The 16,107-nt window shown below is 72.5% G+C and carries 17 protein-coding genes; 12 read left to right on the forward strand and 5 right to left on the reverse strand.

Features of this window, described 5'->3' with window-relative positions:
• Positions 1-29: 29 nt before the first annotated feature.
• On the reverse strand, positions 30-461 hold the full coding sequence (locus AC0VYD_RS04285) for a hypothetical protein (protein ID WP_475478692.1): 432 nt from the start codon (positions 459-461) through the stop codon (positions 30-32).
• Positions 462-522: 61 nt separating this feature from the next.
• On the opposite strand from AC0VYD_RS04285, the gene AC0VYD_RS04290 reads away from it, so the two are divergent.
• The 4 genes from AC0VYD_RS04290 (at position 523) to AC0VYD_RS04305 (ending at position 3,861) form a co-directional block, all read left to right on the forward strand.
• On the forward strand, positions 523-1,020 hold the full coding sequence (locus AC0VYD_RS04290; RefSeq protein WP_475478693.1) for a hypothetical protein: 498 nt from the start codon (positions 523-525) through the stop codon (positions 1,018-1,020).
• A gap of 220 nt (positions 1,021-1,240) precedes the next feature.
• Positions 1,241-1,846 carry a hypothetical protein gene (locus tag AC0VYD_RS04295; protein ID WP_475478694.1) on the forward strand — a complete coding sequence of 202 codons (606 nt, stop codon included), beginning with the start codon at positions 1,241-1,243 and terminating at the stop codon, positions 1,844-1,846.
• 260 nt (positions 1,847-2,106) lie between these two features.
• Positions 2,107-2,274 carry a DUF3117 domain-containing protein gene (locus tag AC0VYD_RS04300; RefSeq protein WP_017542172.1) on the forward strand — a complete coding sequence of 56 codons (168 nt, stop codon included), beginning with the start codon at positions 2,107-2,109 and terminating at the stop codon, positions 2,272-2,274.
• Between the two features lie 93 nt (positions 2,275-2,367).
• Entirely contained in the window at positions 2,368-3,861 is a 1,494-nt protein-coding gene (locus AC0VYD_RS04305; protein ID WP_475478695.1) for a leucyl aminopeptidase, read from the forward strand.
• A 68-nt stretch (positions 3,862-3,929) separates the two neighbouring features.
• Here AC0VYD_RS04305 and AC0VYD_RS04310 read toward each other — a convergent pair whose 3' ends face one another.
• Positions 3,930-4,520, reverse strand: a complete 591-nt coding sequence (locus AC0VYD_RS04310) for an O-methyltransferase (protein ID WP_191269047.1) — start codon at positions 4,518-4,520, stop codon at positions 3,930-3,932.
• A gap of 319 nt (positions 4,521-4,839) precedes the next feature.
• Between AC0VYD_RS04310 and sigE the strand changes: the two genes are divergently transcribed.
• The 4 genes from sigE to AC0VYD_RS04330 all read left to right on the forward strand — a co-directional run bounded on the left by sigE (position 4,840) and on the right by AC0VYD_RS04330 (position 8,787).
• Positions 4,840-5,457 carry an RNA polymerase sigma factor SigE gene (gene sigE, locus AC0VYD_RS04315; RefSeq protein ID WP_191268495.1) on the forward strand — a complete coding sequence of 206 codons (618 nt, stop codon included), beginning with the start codon at positions 4,840-4,842 and terminating at the stop codon, positions 5,455-5,457.
• 2 nt (positions 5,458-5,459) lie between these two features.
• Positions 5,460-6,164, forward strand: a complete 705-nt coding sequence (locus AC0VYD_RS04320; RefSeq protein WP_475480175.1) for an anti-sigma factor family protein — start codon at positions 5,460-5,462, stop codon at positions 6,162-6,164.
• Positions 6,161-7,234, forward strand: coding sequence for a transcriptional regulator (locus tag AC0VYD_RS04325; protein WP_475478696.1), 1,074 nt, complete (start codon positions 6,161-6,163; stop codon positions 7,232-7,234). Before AC0VYD_RS04320 ends, AC0VYD_RS04325 begins: the two co-directional genes overlap by 4 nt.
• A 497-nt stretch (positions 7,235-7,731) precedes the next feature.
• Positions 7,732-8,787 (forward strand): S1C family serine protease, encoded by a 1,056-nt coding sequence (locus AC0VYD_RS04330; RefSeq protein WP_475480176.1) that lies wholly within the window; start codon positions 7,732-7,734, stop codon positions 8,785-8,787.
• 103 nt (positions 8,788-8,890) lie between these two features.
• On the opposite strand, the gene AC0VYD_RS04335 is transcribed toward AC0VYD_RS04330, so the two are convergent.
• Positions 8,891-10,030, reverse strand: coding sequence for an Mrp/NBP35 family ATP-binding protein (locus AC0VYD_RS04335; protein WP_475478697.1), 1,140 nt, complete (start codon positions 10,028-10,030; stop codon positions 8,891-8,893).
• A 394-nt stretch (positions 10,031-10,424) separates the two neighbouring features.
• On the opposite strand from AC0VYD_RS04335, the gene AC0VYD_RS04340 reads away from it, so the two are divergent.
• Positions 10,425-11,423: a lysostaphin resistance A-like protein gene (locus AC0VYD_RS04340; RefSeq protein WP_475478698.1), complete on the forward strand. Its 999-nt coding sequence runs from the start codon at positions 10,425-10,427 to the stop codon at positions 11,421-11,423.
• On the opposite strand, the gene AC0VYD_RS04345 is transcribed toward AC0VYD_RS04340, so the two are convergent.
• Positions 11,414-11,947 carry a GtrA family protein gene (locus AC0VYD_RS04345; RefSeq protein WP_475478699.1) on the reverse strand — a complete coding sequence of 178 codons (534 nt, stop codon included), beginning with the start codon at positions 11,945-11,947 and terminating at the stop codon, positions 11,414-11,416. The two genes, AC0VYD_RS04340 and AC0VYD_RS04345, sit on opposite strands and share 10 nt — an antisense overlap.
• Before the next feature lie 195 nt (positions 11,948-12,142).
• Between AC0VYD_RS04345 and AC0VYD_RS04350 the strand changes: the two genes are divergently transcribed.
• Positions 12,143-13,300: a 5-(carboxyamino)imidazole ribonucleotide synthase gene (locus tag AC0VYD_RS04350; protein WP_475478700.1), complete on the forward strand. Its 1,158-nt coding sequence runs from the start codon at positions 12,143-12,145 to the stop codon at positions 13,298-13,300.
• The gene (purE, locus tag AC0VYD_RS04355; RefSeq protein ID WP_475478701.1) at positions 13,297-13,830 is read left to right on the forward strand and encodes a 5-(carboxyamino)imidazole ribonucleotide mutase; all 534 of its coding nucleotides are present in this window, start codon (positions 13,297-13,299) and stop codon (positions 13,828-13,830) included. The genes AC0VYD_RS04350 and purE overlap by 4 nt, the downstream gene beginning before the upstream one ends.
• Before the next feature lie 57 nt (positions 13,831-13,887).
• Here the strand turns inward: purE and AC0VYD_RS04360 are convergent, their stop codons facing one another.
• Positions 13,888-14,487, reverse strand: coding sequence for a TetR/AcrR family transcriptional regulator (locus AC0VYD_RS04360; RefSeq protein ID WP_475478702.1), 600 nt, complete (start codon positions 14,485-14,487; stop codon positions 13,888-13,890).
• A 69-nt stretch (positions 14,488-14,556) separates the two neighbouring features.
• Between AC0VYD_RS04360 and AC0VYD_RS04365 the strand changes: the two genes are divergently transcribed.
• On the forward strand, positions 14,557-16,107 hold the full coding sequence (locus tag AC0VYD_RS04365; RefSeq protein WP_475478703.1) for an MFS transporter: 1,551 nt from the start codon (positions 14,557-14,559) through the stop codon (positions 16,105-16,107).

Here is a 16,107-nt window from a genome sequence, read left to right on the forward strand (position 1 = left end):
GGCGCGCTCCCGGTCCGAGAACCGGTGCGTCAGGCGAGTCCCCGGCGCACGGCGGCCGGCGGGCGCTCGCCGCGCACCGACGCGACCATGTCCAGTGCCCGGCGCACCCGGTCCGGGTGGCCGGTGACGAACACACGCGCGCCCGCCCAGGCGTACACCGTGGCCAGGGCCACCTCCTCGGCGGCCGGGACCGGGACCGAACCCGCGATCCCGGGCGGTGCGGGAGGCAGGTCGGTGCGCGGGCCCTGCCCGTCGGGGCGCGTACAGCGGACCAGGACGGTGTGTCCCCGCGCGACCAGTTCCGCCACCCGGGTGACGGGCGGCCGGTGCCCGGCGTCCGCGGTCCAGTGGGGGCCGTCGCCGTCGCCCCGGCCCTCCCCGGGCGGGGCAGCCGTTTCGGCGGCACCGGGAGGGCCGGAGACGGAACCGGGAGTCAGGACTCGAAAGCGCGGTTGAGGCACCCGCCGAGTCTCCCACGCGAGGGCACTCCCGGGGGAGGGGCCGGTGTGGCACGATCGGTCCGTGCCTTTCTTCATCATGATCCTGGTCGCCGCGGCCGCGCTCGCCGTTCTCGTCGGCGTGGTCTTCGTCGTGCTCGGCAAGGGCGGCCGACTCGCCCGGTTCGAGGCCGACTTCCCCCCGCTGAACCTGCCCGAGGGGCGCCCCGTGGGCTCCCGCGACCTGGGCGGACTCCTCCTTCCGCTGGCCATGTGGGGTTACCACGTACGCGCGGTCGACGAGCTGCTCGTTCGGCTCACCTCCACGTTGCGCGAGCGGGAGTCGCGGATCGATGACCTGGAGCGGCGCCTGGCCCGCCTGGACCCGTCCCACCTTCCGGGGGGCATCGGGCCCCGGCCCGGGCCGCACCTGCCGGGTGGGGGCGCCCCGCCGGATGATGACGGCACGGAGCGTGATGGGGATCCCGGCACGGATCCCGGTGCCGCCCCCCGGTCGGAGTGGGCCCCCTCCGACCCGGATGACGCCGCCGTCGGCGACGGGAAGAGCGGGAAACGGGCCTGACCCGGGTGCGCCGGGCCCCGCCGAACGCTGTCCGCCCCCGCCGGAACGGCCGCGGACGCGCCGCGGAGCCCCACTCCGACCGAGAGGTATATGTCGTGCATCACATCCGATGTGTCGTTCTCGGTCGGATGTGGTGCGTTCCGGTGCTCTATTCTCAGTCGCTGTACATGCGTACCCCCGCTCCGCCGGAGCGGGCGGACCGTCGGTGAGGATGGCGAGGATGGACACAGCAGCCGAACTCCGGACGGGCGCAGAGGACGGGTCCGGGAGCTCCTCCACCCCGGTGCGCCAGATGTCCCTGTGGCCTCCGCCCCGTTCGACCCGGCACAGCGGCAGGCGCCGCCGCCAGTTCACCAAGGCGGCCGTGACCGTCGCCGCGCTCGCGCTGCTCGGCGGCGGGTCCTTCGCGGTCTGGACCTACCTGGACGGTTCCGACGACGACACGGTCACCGCCACGTCCGACCCCGACGAGTTCGTCGGATCGTGGTCGGGCCGGATGGACCAGGTCGACACCGAGGGCGACCCCGTCGCGGTGTGGGACGCCCAGGTGAGGATCGAGGAGGGCGCCGAACGGGGCAGCACCGCCTGGACCACCTTCTCCTGTTCCGGGACCCTCGAACTGTCGGCGCGCGACGGTGATCGGCTGGTGTACTCCTACACCGAGACCTCCGACCCCGAGGACCGGTGCGTCGACGAGTCGGAGCTGACCCTCTGGCCGGTCTCGAACGGCGGAGGGCTCGAGGCCGAGTGGTCCGCGGTCACCCATGAGGGCACCCGGATGATCTCCACCGGGACCCTGGGGGCCTCCACCGGGAAACTGGACTGAACCGCCCCCGTCGGCCCCGTCCCGAACGGCTCTCGCGAACCTCGCCCCGCGCGGGTTTCGGTCGAGACCGATATAACCTTACTGACCAATGATTTCTTGTCGGTGGGCGCTCGCGGAGGTGGCCCGGCTGTCGCCTGGCGCACACGCAGGGGTCAACCTCCGAGATAATGGTCGAAGCGTGACTCACGTCCCCCAAGCCACACGGGCGCGAGTCGCACGGAACCGGCCACCTGCGAGGAACACTGAGAAAGGGGAATGGCATGGCGGCGATGAAGCCGAGGACCAGCGACGGGCCGATGGAGGTCACCAAGGAGGGTCGCGGCATCATCATGCGGGTCCCGCTCGAGGGCGGCGGCCGTCTGGTCGTGGAGCTCACGCCCGACGAGGCGACCGAGCTCCGGGACGCGCTCCGGGGTGTCGTCGGATAACCGGGTACCACTCGTCCCCCACCTGGGCCGGAACGCCCTGACGACCCCCAAGGTTCCACACCTCCTACACGAGTGAACGATTGTGAGCGGCCTGTGCCATTCGCCACGGAGATCCACCCCGTAACGGGGACCCTCGCCGAATCCACCGCGGACCTGCTGGTCCTCCCCGTACTCATGGGCGAGGAAGGCCCCGAGGCGGTCGAAGGGGTCGTCGACGGCGGACTGACACAGGTCCTTCCGGCCCCGCTCGCAGATCTGTTCGCGCACTACGCGCTCACCGGAAAACCCGGTGAGCTCTCCCAGTTCCCGGTGTCCCGGGACGGGGGCCTGGTCCGCCTGGCCCTTCTCGGGGTCGGTTCGGGCGGCCCCGACGACCTCCGGAAGGCCGGCGCCGCCCTCGCCCGGGCCGCACGGGGCAACGAACGCGCCGCCCTGGCCTGGCCCGGGGCGGACGGGGAGGCGGCCACGGCCTTCGCCGAGGGCGCCCTGCTCGCCTCCTACACCTTCACGCTCAAGTCCGCCGAGGCACCGCGGGCCCAGCGTCCCCTGTCCGCCATCGACGTGGTCGGCGGTGGCGAGGACCTGGCGGAGGCGCTGGCGCTGGGCACCTCCCTGGCCACGGCCACCGCTCTGGCCCGGGACCTGATCAACACCCCCTCGTTGACCAAGGACCCGGAGTGGATGGCGGCCCGGGCACGCGAGGTCGCTGCCGCGGACACCAGGCTCGACGTACGGGTCTGGGACGAGAAGGACCTGGACGAGGAGGGTTTCGGCGCCATCCTCGGCGTCGGGCAGGGCTCCTCGCGGCCGCCCCGGCTGGTCCAGCTGTCCTACACCCCGGAGAACCCCGCCGAGCACGTGGTGCTGGTCGGCAAGGGCATCACCTTCGACACCGGCGGCCTGTCGCTCAAGCCCAACGACAACATGAAGCTCATGAAGACCGACATGAGCGGTTCCGCCATCGTGCTGGCCGTGTTGTCGGCCCTGGCGGCCGTGGGGTCCGGGGTCCGGGTCACCGGTCTGCTCGCACTCGCGGAGAACGCCATCTCCGGTGACGCCACCCGCATCGGTGACGTGCTGACCACCTACACCGGCAAGACCGTCGAGGTGCTCAACTCCGACGCCGAGGGCCGCCTGGTCCTGGCCGACGCCATGGGCTACGCGAGCACCGAGCTCGCCCCGGACGTCCTGGTGGACGTCGCCACCCTGACCGGTGCGGCCAAGCTGGCGCTGGGCACCGGGACGGGCGCGCTGTACAGCAACGACGACGCGGTCGCCGCCGAGATCGAGAGCGCTGGCCGGGACTCGGGCGAGCCGCTGTGGCGGATGCCGCTCACGGAGGACTACGTCCCCACCACCCGCTCCCGGGTGGCGGACCTGGCCAACATCGGCACCCGCGGCAGGGACTTCGGCCCGGCGGGGGCCACCGACGCCGCACTGTTCCTGCGCGAGTTCACCGGCGGCCTGCCCTGGGCACACCTGGACATCGCCGGTCCGGGCCGGTCCATGCAGGAGAGCGGCCTGCTCTCCAAGGGCGGGACGGCCTTCACCACCCGCACCCTGCTGCGCTGGCTCGCCCGGCGGTAGGAGTCCTGCCACGGGGCCTGCGGCGGTCGACGGTGCCGCCCGGGCCCCGTCGCCGTGTCCGGTTCCGGTCAGGGACGGATGGCCGCGAGCAGGCCCTCGCCCACCGGGACCAGCAGCGGGATGAACGACTCGTCCTCCCGCATCCGCTGCATCACCTCGCGCACCGCCACCTCGGCCGGGTCCGGAACCCGCAGCGGCCCGTCCGGCCCCCCGGGAGCGGTCATCACGTTGTTGAACACCACGACCCCGCCCGGGCGCAGCAGCCGTAGCGCCTCCTCCAGGTAGACCGGGTAGGAAGCCTGGTCGGCGTCGACCGAGACCATGTCGTAGCCGCCGTCGGTCAGCCGGGGCAGCACCTCCAGAGCCGTGCCGCGGATCAGCCGGGCCCGCCCCGCTCCGAAACCCGCCCGGGCGAAGGCCGAACGCGCGTAGTCCTGGTAGGCGGCGTTGACGTCCACCGTGGTCAGGATGCCCTCCGGTGCCATCCCCCGCAGCAGCCAGATCCCCGAGGTCCCGCACCCGGTGCCGACCTCCACCACGGAACGGGCCCCGATGGCCGCGGTGAGGAACCGCAGGGCGGCCCCGGTCGCCGCGTCCACCGGCGGGGCCGCGGACCGGACACCGGTGTCGTAGGCGTCCGCCAGGGGGCCGTCGCCCATGGCGGACTCCTCGAACCGGGCCTGCTCGGTCCGGACCCACGCCGTGCGGGCGAGGCTCTCTTCTGCGCTGATGACGGCCTCCCGTGTACTGCCGAATGTCGTAGCCGGGCGTTCTGACCGGGAGACCGTCACCCACCGTAGAATGGTGGTCGCGGCCAGGTAGTCTCCCTGGTCAAAAGACTAGCCTGATCCAGCCGAAACTCCGAGTGTGGCGACGGGAACTTAATCGGCGTCCCCCGGCGTTGAATCGGGATGAACGCACGTTGATCGCCACGAAGTAACCTCCCCCCGACCAACCCTCGTCTGGTGGATCAGCGGGATGAAGGGAGCAGCGGTGCCAGAGACCGGCCCTGCCGTTGAGTTCGAGGCATGGGAACCCCCGAGCTGGGAGGAGGTCGTGCGGACCCACTCCCCACGGGTCTACCGGCTGGCCTACCGTCTCACCGGTAACAAGCACGACGCCGAGGACCTCACCCAGGAGGTCTTCATCCGGGTGTTCCGCTCCCTCGCCAACTACACCCCCGGCACCTTCGAGGGGTGGCTGCACCGCATCACCACCAACCTCTTCCTCGACATGGCCCGGCGCAGGGCCCGGATCCGCTTCGAGGGGCTGGCCGACAACGCCGACGAGCGCCTGGAGGGCCGTGAGCCCTCGCCCGCCCAGCGCTATGACGACCGGCACTTCGACGCGGACATCCAGGGCGCGCTGGACGCCCTGCCCGCGGAGTTCCGCGCGCCCGTCGTGCTGTGCGACATCGAGGGCCTGTCCTACGAGGAGATCGCGGCGACGCTCGACGTCAAGCTGGGCACCGTCCGCAGCCGTATCCACCGGGGCCGCGCCCAGCTGCGCCGCGCCCTGGAGCACCGGCGGGCCCTGACCGCGGAGAACGACGCCCGGGGCGGCGGAGGCAACGTGAAGACCGGGGAGGCGGAGTGAGCATGGACCACCTCGGGGAGCGCCTTTCGGCGCTGATCGACGGGGAGCTGGGCGCCGCCGAACACGAGCGCGCCCTCATCCACCTGGCCAAGTGCGAGCCGTGCCGGTTCGAGGCCGACATGATGCGCAGGCTCAAACGCCGCCTCACCGGGCTCGGCGAACCGGAACCCGACACGGACTTCATGGGACGCCTGATGTCCCGGCCCGACCCGGGCGGACAGCGCGGGCGGGGTGATGGCGGCCCCCCGGGCCCGCCCCCGAACAGCCCTTTCGGGTCCAGCCCGCCGTTGGGGTCCTCCCGCCCCCTGGGCGGGTTCCCCGGGAGCGGGCACCCGGCGGTCGAGCGGGCCGAAGCGGCTCCGCGCCGCGAGCAGCCGCGCACCAGCCCGGAGCGGTACGTCCCGGCCGTCACCGGGCGCCCGGGTGGCACCGACCGGTTCTCCGGCCTGCTGCCGTACTTCTCCGGCGGGCGCTACGCGGTCGCGGGCCTGGCGGTGGCGACGGCGCTCCTGGGGAGCGCGTTCGTCGCGGGCGGTGAGGGGGAGGAGGCTCCGGTTGTGGAGCCCCGTCTGTCCGACTTCGCCGTCGAACACGCGGTGACCAGCCGACAGATCCCGGTGGTCGAGCCGCTACCCGCGGACCCGCCGTTCGACCCCCTGCCCGTGGTGGCCGAGCAGCCCTCGGACCCGACCGAAACGACCCGGTGAGGTCCGGGGAACCCTCTCCCGGTCCGAGTCCAGGCCCCGCATCCGCCGTCTCCGTCGCACTGCTGTGCGCGCTCCTGCTGACCGGTGGGGGCCCGCCCGAGGCGACCTCGGTCCCGGCCGAGGGCGCGGACGACGGTATGGCCGTGCTGGAACGCGCGGCCGGTTCCAACGGCCGTGTGGCCTACTCCGCGATCCGCCAGGTGCGCGGCCCGGAGGGCTCCGGTACCGAGGAGGGGGTCGACGTGCGCGTGGTCAACAGCCCGGGTGCGGGTCTGGCCATGTCCGCCCCGGGAGAGGACGAGCACGCCTTCGTCGTGCTCGCCTCCTCCGCCCTGGAGTCCCTCGACGTCCGCCTCCTGGACGTGCTCGGTGACACCTACCGCGTGGCGGACGCCGGGCCGGCGCACCTCGACGGCCGACGGGCCCGCCTGGTCGAGGCGCTGCGCGCGGACTCGACCGTGGCGGGACGTTTCTGGGTGGACGCCGAGACCGGCCTGCTCCTCGGCCGCACCGTGTACGACCGGGCGGGGGAGCGGGCGTTCAGCACCAGGCTCACCGGCCTGGACCTGGGAGGCGGGGACTGGCCGGAACAGGCCCCGGGCGACGCGCCCTGGGGCGACGCGCTCAACGAGGAGGAGCTGGACGGCCTGCGCGAGGCCGGCTGGGTGGTCCCCGAACACCTGACCTGGAACCTGAGGCTGGTCGACGCCCGGGCCAGACGCTACGGGGGTGAGCGTGTCGTGCACGCGGTCTACTCCGATGGTTTGTCCCAGGTGTCGGTTTTCGTCCAACGTGGCAAGCTGGGAACCGAACATCCCTCCACACTTCGTGACGGATACACCGGAACCGGTGCGGGGGGAAGTGGCGTCACAACAGGACACGACACGATCTTCGGCGGAGACGTGGGCCAGTACCAGAGCGTGTGGCAGGCGAACGGTTTCGTCTACACGGTCCTGGCCGACGCCCCCGCGGACCTGGCCTCCTCGGCGGTGGCCGCGTTGCCAGGACCCGAGGACTCCGGCTTCTGGGCCAGGGTGCTGCGAGGTCTGTCCCGGCTGGGTCTTCTGTAGGGGCCTGGTCCACCGGCGGAGCGTGTGCCGAGCCGGAAGCCAAGCGATGTACGGAGCAGGTCTTGAGTCAGGACAACGACCGTTCGGAACCCGGTGAGGGTCGGGTGCCGCCCCCGCCGAACGGTGGAACCCCACAGCGAGGCGTGCCGAACACCCCCGCCCCGGGTCAGGCACCCGCGCAACCCCCGCAGCGGCCCGGCGGGGCGCCGGTCGTCCCGCCGCACCCCCCGGGAGGCCAGGCCCCCCGGCCCGACCGTTCCGTGAACCAGGCCGCGGGCGGCCCCGGACCGGCCCCGCAAGCCCAGCCCACCCACCAGGCCCCGCAGGCCCAGCCCACCCACCAGGCCCCGCAGGCCCAGCCCACCCACCAGGCCCCGCAGGCCCACGGCCACTTCGCCATGCCTCCGGGAACCTCCGCCCAGTACACCTCGCCCGCCCCCGCCCAGGGGCCGCACCGGGCCAGACGCGGTGTCCCCGCGTGGATGGCGTTGAGCGGGATGCTCGTCGTCGCCCTCATCGCGGGCGGTGCCGGAGGGCTCGCCGGAGGGATGATCGGTGCCGGCGGCGAACCGGAGGCGCCCCCCGAACAGGAGGGGCCGGTCATGAACGAACCTCCGCCCGAGGCGCCCGAGCGCGACCCCGACACCATCGCGGGCGTGGCCCAGCGCGTCAGCCCGAGCGTGGTCTCCCTGCGCAGCGCGGGCGGGCGCGTCGGGGCGAGCGGTTCCGGGTTCGTCATCGAGGGCGACTACGTGGTCACCAACGACCACGTCTCCTCCCCCCTGGAGGAGGACGGCATCGTCGTGGAGTACAGCGACGGCAAGTTCAGCCTGGCCTCGATCGTGGGCTCCGATCCCAGTTCCGACCTGGCGGTACTGGAACTGGAGGACCCCAACGACGTGGAGCCGTTGCCGTTCGGGGACTCCGAGGAGGCGATCGTCGGTGACGAGGTCATCGCGATCGGCGCGCCCCTGGGCCTGACCGGGACGGTCACCCAGGGCATCATCAGCGCCGTGGACCGCCCGGTCAGCTCGGACGAGGGCGAGAGCCAGTTCTTCGCGATCCAGACCGACGCGGCGATCAACCCCGGCAACTCGGGCGGTCCGCTCGTCGACGTCCAGGGCCGGGTCATCGGGGTCAACTCGATGATCGTCACCATGGGCGGGGGCTTCATGGGGGAACAGCAGGGCGGCAACATCGGCCTGGGGTTCGCGATCCCCTCCGCCGAGGCCGAGGAGGTCGTCAACCGGATGATCGACCACGGTGAGACCGCCTACGCGGACCTCGGTGTCACCTACGACACGGAGAGCCCGGTCGTCGGCGCGGTCATCGCCGAGGAGCGGGACGCGGTCGAACCCGGCGGCCCGGCGGACGAGGCGGGCCTGGAACCGGGCGACGTGATCGTCAGCTTCGACGGCCAACGGGTCAACTCCCACGGCGAACTCCAGGCCATGGTGCGCGACCGCGCTCCGGGCGAGGAGGTCGAGCTGGAGTACGAGCGGGGCGGCGACCGGGAGAGCGTCACCGTCACCCTCGGCTCGGACGAGGACTGACCGGAGGGCGGCCGGTGCGACACCACGGCCCCCGAGTCCGGTCGGACTCGGGGGCCGTCGCGTGTCTTCCAACCGACCCGGGCGCTCGGCCGCGGTCCGGGTGTCAGCGGCCGGCGGGGGAGATCCCCAGCTGCATTCCGGCCAGCCCGCGGGGCTTGCCGACCAGCTTCTCGGCGATCGAGATCATCACCTTGCTGGCCTCGGCCTCGGGCTCGGTGAGAACGAGCGGCTTGCCCTCGTCGCTGCCCTCGCGCAGGCGGGTGTCCAGCGGCACCTGGCCCATGAGCGGGATCTCGGCGCCCAGGGTCCTGGTCAGGGCGTCGGCGACGGTCTGACCGCCGCCCTGGCCGAAGAGGTACACCGGGTCGGCGCCCTCCTCCGGCAGGTAGTAGGACATGTTCTCGATGACGCCGGCGATGCGCTGGTGCGTCTGGGCGGTGATGGCGCCCGCGCGCTCGGCGACCTCGGCGGCGGCCTGCTGCGGCGTGGTGACCACGAGCAGTTCGGCGCCGGGGAGCATCTGCGCCACGGAGATCGCGATGTCACCGGTGCCCGGGGGCAGGTCCATCAGCAGGACGTCCAGGTCGCCCCAGAAGACGTCGGAGAGGAACTGCTGGAGGGCGCGGTGCAGCATCGGGCCGCGCCACACCACCGGGGTGTTGCCCTCGGTGAACATGCCCACCGAGATGACCTTGATGCCGTGGGCGGTGGGCGGGAGGATCATGTCCTCGACCTTGGTCGGGAAGTCCGACGCACCGAGCATGCGCGGCACCGAGTGGCCGTAGATGTCGGCGTCGACGACGCCCACCTTGTGGCCCTGGGCCGCGAGCGCGGCGGCGAGGTTCACGGTGACGGACGACTTGCCGACACCGCCCTTGCCCGAGGCGACCGCGTAGACCTTGGTGAGGGAGTTCGGCTTGGCGAAGGGGATCTCCTTCTCCGCCTGCCCGCCGCGGAGCTTGGTCTGGAGCTCCTTGCGCTGTTCCTCGTTCATGACGTCGAGCTCGACGGTGACCTTGGTGACGCCGGCGACCTTGGTCACCGCTTCGGTCACGTCCTTTTCGATGCGGCCCTTCATCGGGCAGCCGGCCACCGTGAGATAGATACCGACGTGCACGGCACCGTCGTCGGCGAGGTCGACGCTCTTGACCATGCCGAGGTCGGTGATGGGACGGTGGATCTCCGGGTCTTGCACCGTTGCCAGGGCCTCGTGGACCTGCTCGGTGGTTGGTGTGGAGGACATGTACTCAATCGTAGGTCAGCGGGACGGGGACTCGTCCTGTGGTGTCGCTCCCAGGACCATCCGTTCCAACAGGGGGCGCGGGGCCCGGTATTCCGGCGCCGACAGGGGGCCGGGCCGGGCCTGTCCGTGCTGTGATCGGACGGTCACGGTACGGCCTTAACGCAGGCGATACATGCCCGGATAGTAGTCTCGGCGCACGATGGGAAATGTGCCACCACAGCCTGGTTCGTCCTGGCCCGCTGCGCCCGAGGGGGCGCAGGGGCCGGTTTCCGGTGGCCACACCCAGGAGCAGACCTGGGCCTGGCCGCCCGGCGGCGGAAGACACACCCCGCCCGGCGGGCATCCGGCGCTGACGCCGGACCCCTCCGTGTGGGCTTGGCCACCGCCGCGTCCGGTGCGGTCGAAGCAGTTCGCCTGCGCCGCGATCCCCGAAGGTGAGTCCTATCACAGGCTTGCCCGGACCTCCCTGTTCCGGTGGTGGATCCCGCCGCTGGCGGTCCTGGTCTTCGCGGTGCTGTTGTTCTTCCTCTGGGTCGGCGTCGTGGTCGTGATGACGATCTTCGCCATCCTCGGCGGCAGCGGCCTGGCCCCGGACTCGGTTCGGGTGGGGGAGATCGCCGGGCTGGCCTTCGGGCTGTCGGCCATCGCGCTGCTCATACCCGTCACCCTCTTCGTGGCCCGCGTCGTGCAGTGGCGCCGGGCCGGGTCGCTGTTCTCGGTCGCGGGCCGGATGCGCTGGCGCTGGTTGGCCCGGTGCGTGTTCGGCGCGGCGGTGCCCCTCACGCTGGGCGCGGGGCTGTTCATGTTTCTCGGCGACACGGCCGCCGCTGCCGGCGCGGTCGGCGACAACGGGGGGACCGAGGTCCTCGCCGCCGCGGCCTCCGTGATCGTGCTGCTGGTGCCCTTCCAGTCCGCGGCCGAGGAGATGACCATGCGCGGGCTGGTCATGCAGCTCGTGGGTTCACTCGGCTCGCCCTCCGGTGAGAGCGCCTTCTCCCGGGTGCTGCGCTCCCCGTGGCCCGCCGTCCTGGCGGGGGGAACCCTGTTCGCCGCGCTCTACGCGGCGACCCACCCGGGGGCCCTGTGGAACACGGCTTCGCTGGTCGTCTTCGGCCTCGGGATGGCCTGGCTGACCTGGCGCACCGGCGGTCTGGAGGCCGCGGTCGGCCTGCACGTGGTGAACAGCCTGGTCCAGTTGTCCCTGTGCGCCCTGTCCGGACGCCTGTCCGAGGTCGGTACCGGCGCAGTGGTCGGCGGCGGGCTGCTCACCGACACCGACACCCCGGTGACCCTGGCCCTGACCGTCGCCCAGGTGGGCCTCTACCTTCTCCTGGTCACCGGCTTCGCGCGCCGTCACGGTGTCAGCCGCCGCAGCGCCGCAGCTCAGCCCTGAGTCCGGTTCGTTCCGTTGCCGGTCGGCCCGTCCGGCTGTTCGCCGTCCCTGTCGTCCCCGCCGTCCCCGAGGCGGTCCCCGGGAGCGGTTTCCGGCTCGGGCGGGAACACCCAGGTGCGGTACGAGAAGAAGCGGAACAGCGAGCCCAGGCCCACACCCACCACGTTCCCGGAGAGGTTCTGCGCGAGGGGGCCGTCGAGGCCGAGCACGTACAGGGAGAAGGCCTGGCAGCCCACCTGGATGAGCATCCCGACCCCGTTCATCACCAGGAACAGGAAGGTTTCCCGGCCGTAGCCGGTGCGGGCGCGGTTCCCGAAGGTCCAGAACCGGTTGCCCACGAAGGCCACCGCGATCGCGCACAGGGTGCCGAGCACCTGTCCGGTCATCGCCTGGGCCCCGTTGGCCCACAGGAGGTTGGTCGCCGCCAACTGCACGACGTAGGCGACCGCGCCCACGGAGCCGAACTTGCCGAGTTCGGCGGCGAGCCCGGGCAGCCGGGGGTACCGGGGGCGGAAGTCGCGCATGGCCTGCGTCCTTCGGTCGCTGGTGGGGTCACGGTCGAGGGGGAGCGGCCTTGGGAGCTCCCCGCCCGCACGCCCTAGACTCTAACCGGGGCTGCGACAGACACCCCGGCCGCGGGTTCCGAGCCGAACGGCCAGGTTCCGCCATGTGCGGGACCGCCCCGCATCCGCGGTTGACGAGCATTGAGTTGAGGAACTGTGAGCGAGCGTAACCGCATCGTCCCCCGCGTAGGAATGGTGGGCGGAGGGCAACTCTCCCGGATGACCCACCAGGCGGGCATCGGACTGGGAGTGGACTTCTCGGTGCTGGCGGCCAGCCCCACCGACAGCGCGGCCCTGGTCTGCGGTGGCGTCACCCTGGGCGACGACCGCGGCCTCGACGACGTCCTGGCCTTCGCCAAGGCCCACGACGTGGTCACCTTCGACCACGAACACGTACCCGAACCCGTCCTCCGCGCGGTGGAGGAGGCGGGCGGGCTGCTGCGCCCGGGCCGTGACGCCCTCCGTTTCGCCCAGGACAAGCTCCGCATGCGCACCCGCATGGCCGAGCTCGGCGCACCCTCCCCCCGCTGGCGGGCGGTGACCACCCTCGAACACGTCACCGGGTTCGCGGAGGGGGCCGGCTGGCCGGTGGTGCTCAAGGCGGCGCGCGGCGGCTACGACGGCAAGGGCGTGTGGGTCGTCGGGGACGCGGGGCAGGCCCGCGGGGTCGTGGACCGCGCGGCCGCGGAGGAGGTGCCGCTCCTGGTCGAGGAGAAGGTGGCCTTCAGCCGTGAACTCGCCGTGCAGGTGGCCCGTTCCCCGCACGGCCAGGTGGCCGTCTACCCGGTCGTGGAGACGGTGCAGCGCGGCGGGATCTGCCACGAGGTGATCGCTCCCGCGCCGGATCTGCCGGAGGACAAGGCCCTGCGCGCCCAGCAGTTGGCCATCGAGATCGCCCAGGCCCTGGACGTCACCGGTGTACTGGCCGTCGAGCTGTTCGAGACCGAGGACGACGTGGTCGTCAACGAGCTGGCCATGCGCCCGCACAACTCCGGGCACTGGAGCATCGAGGGCGCCCGCACCTCCCAGTTCGAGCAGCACCTGCGCGCGGTCCTGAACCTTCCCCTGGGCTCGCCGCGGACCAACGCCCCCTACACCGTCATGGCCAACCTGCTGGGCGGCGAGGATCCCGAGGTCTACCGCCGCTACCTGCACGTCATGGCCAAGGACCCCGAGGTGAAGGTGCACCTCTACGGCAAGGAGGTGCGTCCGGGCCGCAAGATCGGGCATGTCACCGTCATGGGCGACGACTACCGGGACCTCCTGGAGCGCGCCCGTGACGCCGCCAGCTATCTGCGAGGAGAACAGAAGTGACCGACAGCAAGCCCGTGGTGGGCATCGTGATGGGGTCCGACTCCGACTGGCCGGTGATGCGCGAGGCGGCCGAGGCGTTGAAGGAGTTCGGTGTCCCGTTCGAGGCCGACGTGGTCTCCGCGCACCGCATGCCGCACGAGATGGTCTCCTACGGGGCCGAGGCCGCCGGCCGGGGGCTCAAGGCGATCATCGCGGGGGCGGGGGGCGCGGCCCACCTGCCCGGGATGCTGGCCTCGGTCACCACTCTGCCGGTGATCGGCGTCCCGGTGCCGCTCAAGTACCTGGACGGGATGGACTCGCTGCTGTCCATCGTGCAGATGCCCGCCGGGGTCCCGGTGGCCACGGTCGCGGTGGGCGCGGCCCGCAACGCCGGTCTGCTGGCCGTTCGCCAGCTCGCCGCGCACGACCCGGAGCTGGCCGAGCGCATGGCCAGGTTCCAGGAGGAGCTCAGGGAGCAGGCGCACGCCAAGGGCGAGCGGCTGCGCCGCGAGGTGTCCAACGGCGACTCGGCCATGGGTTTCGGCCGCTAGCGGACCGTCCGGGGCAGCCGCGGGTGCGGGCCGGGCGCGCGCCGCCTTCCGGCGGTCTCAGCCCGCCGCGCCCCCGGCCGGCTCCGGGCCGCCCTCGGACAGAAGGGCCCGCAGGCCGTCCATCGCCTGGTCGACGGTGGGCAGGGAGTCCGGGTCGACGAGGTACTGGAGCACGTACCCGCTGACGATGTTGTAGAGCATCGATCCCAGCCCGGCGGCGGTACCGGGGTCGATCCGTTCGGGGGGCAGGCCGAGGACGAGCGCGGCCAGTGCGCGGCGGCCCTCGCCGATCCCCTCCCGGAGCGCCGTGCGCACGTCCTCGTCGAACTGGGCCTGTGCGTAGGCCTGGACGCTCGCGACCAGGAGGTCCCGCTGCTCGGGGAGGGTTTCGAGGAGCGCGGTGACCAGGAGGCGGGCCCGTTCCTCGGGGCTCTCGGTGACGGCCTCCCGCACGGCCTCCTCGAAGACGTCGCCCCAGTCGCTGGTCGCTTCGAGGACCGCGGTGTTCATGAGGTTGTCCTTGGACCCGAAGTGGTATCCGATGGACGCCAGGTGCGCGCCCGAGGCGGCGGCGATGTCCCGGGCGGTGGTCTTGCTGTAGCCCTTCTCCGCCAGGCACTTCCTCGCGCCCGCCAGCAGGTCCTCACGTTGGCTCATGCCTACAGCCTAACATTTTGACGTACGTACATATTGACCGCTGATTTGTACGCACGTACGATCAATTGCATGCACACGACAACGCCACACCAGCGCGCCGCCGGCCGCACGTGGATCGGGCTGTCCCTGCTGCTGATCCCCGCGCTACTGGTCTCCATGGATCTGTCGGTCCTCTTCGTCGCCGCGCCCGCCATCGCCCGGGACCTCGACCCCAGCGCCACCCAGTGGCTGTGGATGATGGACGTCTACGGCTTCGTCCTGGCCGGACTCCTCGTCACCATGGGCAGCCTCGGCGACCGGCTCGGCCGCAGGCGGCTCCTGCTCGGCGGGGCCCTGGCCTTCGGGGCGGCCTCCGTCCTGCTGGCCCTGGCGCCCACCGCGGAACTGTTCGTCGCCGGGCGCGCCCTGCTCGGCGTCGGGGCCGCCACCCTGGCCCCCTCCACCCTCTCGCTCATCCGCGCCCTGTTCACCGACCCCGTCCAGCGCCGAACCGCCGTCGGGCTCTGGACCGTCGCCTTCACCGGCGGCGCCGTCATCGGCCCGATCATCGGCGGGGCCCTGCTGGAGTTCTTCGCCTGGGGGGCGGTCTTCCTGATCAACCTGCCGTTCATGGCCCTGCTGCTCCTCGCGGCCCCCTTCCTGCTGCCCGAGTCCCGCAACCCCGCCGGTGCCGCCTTCGACCTGTTCGGCGCGGCCACCTCGCTCACGGCCGTGCTCGGCCTGGTCTACGCCGCCAAGCGCTTCGTGGAGTACGGCGCCGACGGGACCGCGGCCCTCGCCCTCGTCGTCGGCCTGGTCTTCCTCGCCGCCTTCGTGGTCCGCCAACGGCGCGCGGAGCACCCGCTCATCGACATCTCCCTGTTCACCCGGCCCGCCTTCGCCGCCTCCGTGGCGGGCAACACCGTCGTCGCCTTCGCCGTGGCCGGACTCGGCCTGCTGACCTTCACGTACCTCCAGGTCGTACACGGACTCAGCCCACTGGCCGCGGCCCTGTACGCCCTGCCCACCATCCTCGGAACCGTTCTGGGCGCAGCCCTCGCCGGCTCCCTCGCCGACCGGATCCGCCCGGCCCGGCTCATGGGCCTCGGGCTGCTCGTGGGCGCGGCCGGCTTCGGTCTCGTGGGAGCCGGAGCCGACAGCGGCATCCTGCCGTTCCTGGCCGGGTACACCGTGGTCACCCTCGGCATCGGGGTAGTGGCGACCCTGGCCAACACACTCGTCCTGGCCACCGCCCCGCCCGAGCGCGCGGGCGCGGCGGCCGGGGTGTCCGAGACCAGCACCGAGCTCGGTGCCGCGCTGGGCATCGCCACCCTCGGCACCATCGCCGCCTCGCTCTACCGGTCCGGTGTGGAGCGGGCCCTGCCGGAGGCGGACGGGGCCGCCCTGGAAACCGTCGCGGGGGCGGCCGCCACCGCGGCGCACCTTCCGGAGCCGCAGGCCCGGGACCTTCTGGACACGGCCTTCGCCGCCTACACGTCGGGGGTCGCCACCGCCGCCCTGACCGGTGCCGCCGTGCTCACCGCCGTGGCGGTCCTGGTCCTGGTCGCGCTGCGCCGCCTCCCCGCCGGGACCGAGCCCCAGGGAACTCGAAGCCCCGGCGCGGAGCGGCCGCGAGCGTGA

The organism is Nocardiopsis sp. iso_40 (genome assembly GCF_056173285.1).

Bases quoted from the DNA above. Each gene is read 5' to 3' on its own strand.
- AC0VYD_RS04320 (WP_475480175.1), top strand. From the start codon at position 5,460: ATGGACCACCTCGGGGAGCGCCTTTCGGCGCTGATCGACGGGGAGCTG.
- AC0VYD_RS04300 (WP_017542172.1), top strand. From the start codon at position 2,107: ATGGCGGCGATGAAGCCGAGGACCAGCGACGGGCCGATGGAGGTCACC.
- AC0VYD_RS04335 (WP_475478697.1), bottom strand. From the start codon at position 10,030: ATGTCCTCCACACCAACCACCGAGCAGGTCCACGAGGCCCTGGCAACG.
- AC0VYD_RS04365 (WP_475478703.1), top strand. From the start codon at position 14,557: ATGCACACGACAACGCCACACCAGCGCGCCGCCGGCCGCACGTGGATC.
- AC0VYD_RS04360 (WP_475478702.1), bottom strand. From the start codon at position 14,487: ATGAGCCAACGTGAGGACCTGCTGGCGGGCGCGAGGAAGTGCCTGGCG.
- AC0VYD_RS04330 (WP_475480176.1), top strand. From the start codon at position 7,732: ATGCTCGTCGTCGCCCTCATCGCGGGCGGTGCCGGAGGGCTCGCCGGA.
- sigE (WP_191268495.1), top strand. From the start codon at position 4,840: ATGAAGGGAGCAGCGGTGCCAGAGACCGGCCCTGCCGTTGAGTTCGAG.
- AC0VYD_RS04345 (WP_475478699.1), bottom strand. From the start codon at position 11,947: ATGCGCGACTTCCGCCCCCGGTACCCCCGGCTGCCCGGGCTCGCCGCC.
- AC0VYD_RS04295 (WP_475478694.1), top strand. From the start codon at position 1,241: ATGGACACAGCAGCCGAACTCCGGACGGGCGCAGAGGACGGGTCCGGG.
- AC0VYD_RS04310 (WP_191269047.1), bottom strand. From the start codon at position 4,520: ATGGGCGACGGCCCCCTGGCGGACGCCTACGACACCGGTGTCCGGTCC.